The sequence below is a fragment of the Pseudomonas sp. P5_A12 genome, from assembly GCF_056400685.1.
Map to the genome: position 1 here is coordinate 1 of NZ_JBFUKU010000534.1, position 1,828 is coordinate 1,828.

Consider the following 1,828-nt stretch of genomic DNA (forward strand, 5'->3'; position numbering starts at 1 on the left):
ATACATTGGCAATGTTTATAATTTTGTTTCAGCCACTGGCAACCGTCCGATTGTCTTCTATTGTTGTTTTACCAACAGCACTTCGCCCCACGGATGGGGCGAAATCAAAAAACAGGATTGACAATGACAAGACATACAAAAGGGAATTTGGACAAACATAAATGGATGAGCAACACCCTCGACATCAATCGCCTGAAACTGACCGATATCGTCTGGCCCGGCGCCCATAACGCCGGCATGGATAAACAGGCGCCAAACTATGACGTGCTTATTGGTAACTGGACCACCTGCCAGAACGACTCGTTCGCCTGGCAACTTGCGAATGGTGCAAGAGCGTTTGATATCCGTCTCGGTTATACCCAGGGTCGCGATCAATCGATTTTCTATTTCCATCATAACGGCTACCGATCGCACCGCGTTCTCGAAGAGTTGATCAGCGCCGTAACAACGTTTCTCGATCAAAATCCGGATGAGTTCATCGTCTTCGACTTCCACCAGCTGGGAGACGGGACCAAACCTTTTGACTATCAGAAACTGAATAACCTTCTGGTCAGTCGACTTGGCCAGCGGATCATTGCGCCTGCCCATGCCACAAGTACGGTGGGTGAACTCAAGCGTCTCAGTGCGAGCCGCAGGATAGTGCTGGCGGCTCCCATGGTTCCAGAGCTGAACGACGCCTACTTCTGGCCGCGCATCCCGCACAAGTGGAACGCTGCCCGTTTCACTGACACCGACGACCTGAAACGCCATATCACCAGCACACTCGAAAATGCCCCTTACGAAACGTTCCTGTGGTCGTTGTCAGCTACTAGCTATGCGTTTCTGGGCGGCCCCCAGGACATCAAGAACCACATCAACGACTGGTTCAACCCATCCCGGGACTGGGTGACACGTTGCAGCATTATCAATATCGATTTCTTCGACGAGTCAGAAATCGTTCGTTACTGCTGGATGACCACTAGCATGAAAGCCGTTTACGGCCGTGCCTTGCATAATCGGGAGGCGACATCCTGACGACAGTGCGCGTGCTGCATGCTGGCATTCCAAGCTTGGATAGAGGCATTATCGCGCCCCTCACAGTAGGCCGTTGAGTGCAATCAACAGCATGTCGCAACCTTTTAGAGAGCAAACAATTATGTATCTGGTGTGTGGCGAAGCGCTGTTCGATTTCTTCAGTGAAGACAATGCCGGCGGTGTGGCGTCAAACGTGAATTTCAAGGCAATTGCCGGCGGTTCTCCATTCAATGTCGCGGTCGGATTACGCCGTTTGGGCGTGGACGCGGCGCTGTTTGCCGGGTTGTCCACCGATTACCTTGGCCGGCGTTTGCAGCAAGTGCTGCAAGATGAAGGTGTGCGCTCGGACTTCCTTGTGGACTTCGCCGCCCCCACCACATTAGCGATGGTCGCCGTCGGCGCCAACGGCTCGCCGCATTACAGCTTTCGTGGTGAAGGTTGCGCGGATCGCCAGTTGCGGCCGGAACACCTGCCGGAGTTGGGGCCTGAAGTGCGCGGTTTGCACGTCGGTTCGTTCTCGTTGGTGGTGCAACCGATTGCCGATACGTTACTGGCGCTGGTGCAGCGCGAAAGCGGCAAACGCCTGATCAGTCTGGACCCAAACGTGCGGCTCAATCCTGAACCGAACATCGACCTGTGGCGCTCGCGGATCGCGACGCTGGTCGAATATGCCGACCTGATCAAGGTCAGCGATGAGGATTTGAGTCTGTTGTATCCCGAGGAGGACCCGCAGCGGGTCATTGAAGGCTGGTTGCAGCATCGCTGTCAGCTGGTATTCCTGACCCGTGGTGGTGAAGGGGCGACAGTGTTCAGC

The 1,828-nt window shown here is 54.6% G+C and carries 2 protein-coding genes; both read left to right on the forward strand.

Going from position 1 to position 1,828, the window contains the following annotated elements; genetic code table 11:
- Positions 1-123: 123 nt before the first annotated feature.
- A complete protein-coding gene (locus tag AC1DSG_RS30825; RefSeq protein WP_477794242.1) occupies positions 124-1,014 on the forward strand; it encodes a phosphatidylinositol-specific phospholipase C domain-containing protein in 891 nt (296 codons plus the stop codon).
- 121 nt (positions 1,015-1,135) lie between these two features.
- The coding region (locus tag AC1DSG_RS30830; RefSeq protein ID WP_477794243.1) for a carbohydrate kinase family protein at positions 1,136-1,828 on the forward strand (693 nt) is incomplete at its 3' end.